Origin of the sequence: Kitasatospora sp. NPDC059599, assembly GCF_042735125.1 — a bacterium.
In the GTDB taxonomy this organism is placed as follows: Bacteria; Actinomycetota; Actinomycetes; order Streptomycetales; family Streptomycetaceae; genus Kitasatospora.
Window position 1 is genome coordinate 1 of sequence record NZ_JBHWCL010000277.1, and the last position, 4,149, is coordinate 4,149.

The following is a 4,149-nucleotide window of genomic DNA, read 5'->3' on the forward strand; positions in this document are numbered from 1 at the left end:
TGCAGGGGGGACCCTGTGGGAGAGTAGGACGCCGCCGAACAATCATTCAGAAAAGACCCCCTCCCTTTCGGGAGGGGGTCTTTTCGCGTTTCCGGGCCGTTCGCGGCCGCCGGCTCACTCGTCGTCGGCCTCCGGGTCCTCCGTCGGCGCCTGTCCCTGGGCCTGTGCCGGCGGCTGGGCCTCGGGCTGGGCACCCTGGCCCGGGGCAGCCGGAGCGGACGGAGCGGCCGAACCTGCCGGGGCAGCCGGCGCGGCCGGAGGTTCCGCGGTGCCCCAGGCCGGGCGGTTGAGCCACTTGTCGGCGCTGTTGGTGAGGCGGGCGACGCCCGTACCGTCGGGTCGCATGCTGTAGAGGTCGGCGCCGGCGCCCGCGGGGGCCTGGGTGAAGACGATGGACTGGCCGTCGGGCGCGTAGGCGGCGGCGCCGTAGAAGGCGTCCGAGGGGGCGGTGGTGAGGGCGCCGATGGCGGTGCCGTCGGGGTGGACGGTGTAGATGCCGCCGCCGGGGGCGTTGTCGGGGCCGGCCGGGTAGGTGGTGAAGAGGATCCGGGTGCCGTCGGGGGACCATTCGGCGCGCTCGCCGGCGCGCAGTTCCCAGGGGGTGAGCTGGCGGAGGCCGGTGCCGTCCGCGCTGACGACGTAGATGGCGCGGCTGTTGGCGGGCTGCCCGGTGGCGCTGGTGCGGTACTCGAAGGTGAGTTGCTTGCCGTCGGGGGACCAGCTGGGGTTGCTGACCGAGCCGGAGTAGGGCTTGTCGTTGGTGAGGAAGGTGAGCCGTTGGACGTCGGTGCCCCCGGGGCTCATCAGGTAGAGGTCCGAGTACTGCGTCCGGGTGTTGTCGGCCGGGTCCAGGGCGCCCCAGGAACGGCTGAAGGCGAGTTGCTTGCCGTCCGGGGAGAACGCGGGGGCGCGTTCGTCCTCGTTGGCGCAGTCGGCGCCGCCGCTGGAGCTGTCGCAGAGCTGGCTGATCTGGTGGGCGCCCTCGCCGGAGGTGGCAACCGTCCAGAGCCGGGCGGCGCCGGTCTGCGGGTCGGTGCGGTCGAAGGCGATGGCGGTGCCGTCGGGGGACCAGTCGGGGCGGTCGTCGTGGGCGCGGTCCGGCGGCTGGGTGATCTGGTTCTGGCCGCTGCCGTCGGGGGCGAGGGTGACGATGGCGCTGGTGGTGCGGGAGGCGTCGGTGTAGGCCCGGCTGACGATCAGTCCGTTGTGCGCGGTGGCCGCGGCGGGGGTTGCTGCGGCGGCGCCGATCACGGCGGGTGTCGGCGTGGCGGTGGGTGATTCCGGCCGGATTTCCGAGAGCGGGATCTCCCCGGGTTCGGCCCCGCAGCCGGTGAGCAGGGTGCCCAGAAGCAGAAGGCCCGCACCGGCGCTTGCGCGTGTGCGGGCCCTGCTCGTGGGTGACTGCCTCGTACCGGTGATCCCTGCCATCTCCGCCTCCGACCTCTGTCGACCGCTCGACGTCTGCCCCCGTCGCCGATTCAGGACGAAGGCCCCCTGAAAGGAACTGTCACTGTGTCAGACGGGGAGGGTCGGCGGGCCGGCGACACGCGACGGATCGCGTTCACTCGGTCGCACGGAGTAGTGCGGGGGAGGGGTTCGTCAGTCCCGGGCGGCGCGGCGCTCGGCCTTGGCGATGGCCTCCGCCTCGTCCTCGGCCTCCGCGACCTCCAGGGTGGGGGCGGTGCCGCCGAGCTGGGCGGGCAGCCACCAGGTGTCGTCGGGGCCGGAGGGCTTGCCGGGGTACTCGCGCTGGGCCCGGTCGAGCATCTCGCTCATGGCGCTGCGGAGTCGTCTGGTGACCATGACGGGCTTGTCGCCCGGCCCGAGGTGGATCGGTTCGCCGATCATGATGGTGACCGGGACGTGGCGCTTGGTCAGGGTCTTCGGGCGGCCCTTGGTCCAGAGCTGTTGGGTGCCCCAGAGGACGACGGGCAGCAGCGGGGCGCCGGAGTCGGCGGCCATCCGGGCGGCGCCGGTCTTGAACTTCTTCAGCATGAACGAGCGGCTGATCGTCGCCTCGGGGAACACCCCGACGACCTCGCCGGCCTTGAGGGCGCGCACGGCGGCCTCGTAGGCGGGCTGGCCGTCGGTGCGGTCCACCGGGATGTGCTTCATGCCGCGCATCAGCGGGCCGGAGACCGCGTGCTTGAAGACGTCGTCCTTGGCCATGAAACGGGTCTTGCGCTTGCCGCCGCGGTAGGCGCCGAGGCCGGCGAAGAGAAAGTCCAGGTAGCTGATGTGATTGCTGACCAGTACCGCTCCCCCCCTGGCGGGGATGTGTTCGGCACCCACGATCTTGATCCGCACGTCGAGCGCGCGGAAGGCGGTGAGTGCGGCGCCGATTACCGGCGGGTACACGAACTCTGCCACGGTCAGTCCTGACTTCCACGGGCCGGAACCCGGTTCGGCGGGGGCCCGTGACGTCGCGCGGGCGGTGCCGACCGGAGCACGGCACGCCGCGGCGGTCACGGGTGATACACGGAGATGATCCCCCGAACGAGTGCCTGCTGTCACCTGAGGCGTGCGGTCAAGCCGATTTTCACGGTGTGATCTCTGTGATGAATTCGAACGGGAACCTTTTCGTTCCCCGGCCGGGGGCTGCGGCTGGAGGCGGGCCGCACCGGCGGGCCGGGCCGGCGCCCGGTGGAGGCGCCGGGTCAGGCTCCGGCGGTGAGGCGGCCCTGGGCGCGCCGGACGACCGGGTAGAGCTCGCAGCCGACGCAGTAGCCGAAGGCGGCGTTGAGGAACGCGGCGGCGAGGGCGGCCGAGGTGGCCAGCAGGCAGAGCCAGGTCACCCCGGTGATGTGGCCGAGGGTGCCGACCGCGGCGAACACCATGAGGATCCCCTGGCCGAAGCGCAGCGGCCGCTCGTCCTCGGTCTCGGACGGCGGGGCCAGGCGGGGCAGGACCAGGACCCGGAAGACCCAGTCGTACGGGGAGAGCCGTAAGCCGCCGAAGGCTCCGAGGGCGAAGACGAGCGCCTGGCCGACGAGGAGGGTGCTGCTGCCGGTGAGGAGGACGACGATCAGGACGGCCGAGGTGAGCGCGGCGGAGAAACGGGGACCGCGGGGGTCGGTCTGCACGGGGGCTCCGGAAGGGTCGCGACGGGCGGCAGCGGCGGGCAGTGGCGGCGGGCGGTGGCGACGGTGGCGTCAGTGGGGTTCCGGGGCCCGGCCCGGGGCGATGACGCGGCGGGCGGTCGGCAGCGGCGGTGAGGAGCGCTCGGAGTCCACCGGCCGATCGTACGCGGCCCGCCCCCGGCGGTCGACCGTCTTTCGGCGGCTGCCGGGGCTGGCGCAGACTGGGGGGATGACCGGGCTGGTGGTGTGCGTCGTCGTGTTGGCGCTGGCGACCGCGTTCGGGCTGGTACGGGCGGTGTGTGACGGGAGGATGAGGGTGCGGACCACGGACGGGGCGGTACGGCTGTCGGCGGCGGAGTTGGGCGGGCCGCTCGGCGCGCGGGCGACGCTGGTGCAGTTCTCGACGGTCTTCTGCCAGCCGTGCCGGGCGACCCGGCGGGTGCTCCTGGAGGTGGCCGGGATGGTCGAGGGGGTCGCGCACGTCGAGGTGGACGCCGAGGCGCGGCTGGAGCTGGTCCGCAGGCTGGAGGTCCGGCGGACGCCTACTGTCCTGGTGCTGGACGCGGACGGCCGGGTGGTCCGGCGGGCAACGGGGCAGCCGCGCCGGGCGGACGTGATCGCGGCGGTCGGCCAGGCGGTCTGAGGACCCCTGTCGGACCCTCGCCGGACCTCCTCGGGGAGGATCCCGTCGTGGTCGGTCCGCCCCGTCGGGTGGAGTCGGCCCCCGCCTGGGGCAGGATGGGTGCAGGCGGCCGGCGCGGCCGCCCGGCATAAGCTACTGGCCAGTAGTGACCACTGGGCTACCGGCGAGTATGCTGCCAGGAAGTTCCGGACCGGCACGGGAATTCGCTGCCCGGAGCGGGTGCGTTCCGTGTTCGCCCCCGCTTGCACAGCCGCAGCCGTCGGACGAGACCAGTACAGGAGACAAGGCCGTGAGCTTGAGGATCGTCGTCTGTGTGAAGTACGTGCCGGATGCGACGGGTGACCGTCGTTTCGCGGACGACCACACCACCGACCGGGAGGGTGTGGACGGTCTCCTGTCGGAGCTGGACGAGTACGGCGTGGAGCA

At 72.9% G+C, this 4,149-nt stretch carries 4 protein-coding genes and 1 pseudogene; 2 read left to right on the forward strand and 3 right to left on the reverse strand.

What is annotated here, in order from left to right; translation table 11 throughout:
• Positions 1-114: 114 nt before the first annotated feature.
• The 3 genes from ACFV04_RS43375 to ACFV04_RS43385 all read right to left on the reverse strand — a co-directional run bounded on the left by ACFV04_RS43375 (position 115) and on the right by ACFV04_RS43385 (position 3,083).
• A complete protein-coding gene (locus ACFV04_RS43375) occupies positions 115-1,251 on the reverse strand; it encodes a TolB family protein (RefSeq protein ID WP_380536586.1) in 1,137 nt (378 codons plus the stop codon).
• 348 nt (positions 1,252-1,599) lie between these two features.
• Entirely contained in the window at positions 1,600-2,370 is a 771-nt protein-coding gene (locus ACFV04_RS43380) for a lysophospholipid acyltransferase family protein (RefSeq protein WP_380350142.1), read from the reverse strand.
• Positions 2,371-2,657: 287 nt separating this feature from the next.
• Entirely contained in the window at positions 2,658-3,083 is a 426-nt protein-coding gene (locus tag ACFV04_RS43385; protein ID WP_380350145.1) for a DUF4395 domain-containing protein, read from the reverse strand.
• Positions 3,084-3,309: 226 nt separating this feature from the next.
• Here ACFV04_RS43385 and ACFV04_RS43390 point away from each other — a divergent pair, with 226 nt between their 5' ends.
• On the forward strand, positions 3,310-3,723 hold the full coding sequence (locus ACFV04_RS43390) for a TlpA family protein disulfide reductase (RefSeq protein WP_380536588.1): 414 nt from the start codon (positions 3,310-3,312) through the stop codon (positions 3,721-3,723).
• Between the two features lie 289 nt (positions 3,724-4,012).
• A pseudogene (locus tag ACFV04_RS43395) lies at positions 4,013-4,149 on the forward strand (electron transfer flavoprotein subunit beta); the annotation flags it as partial.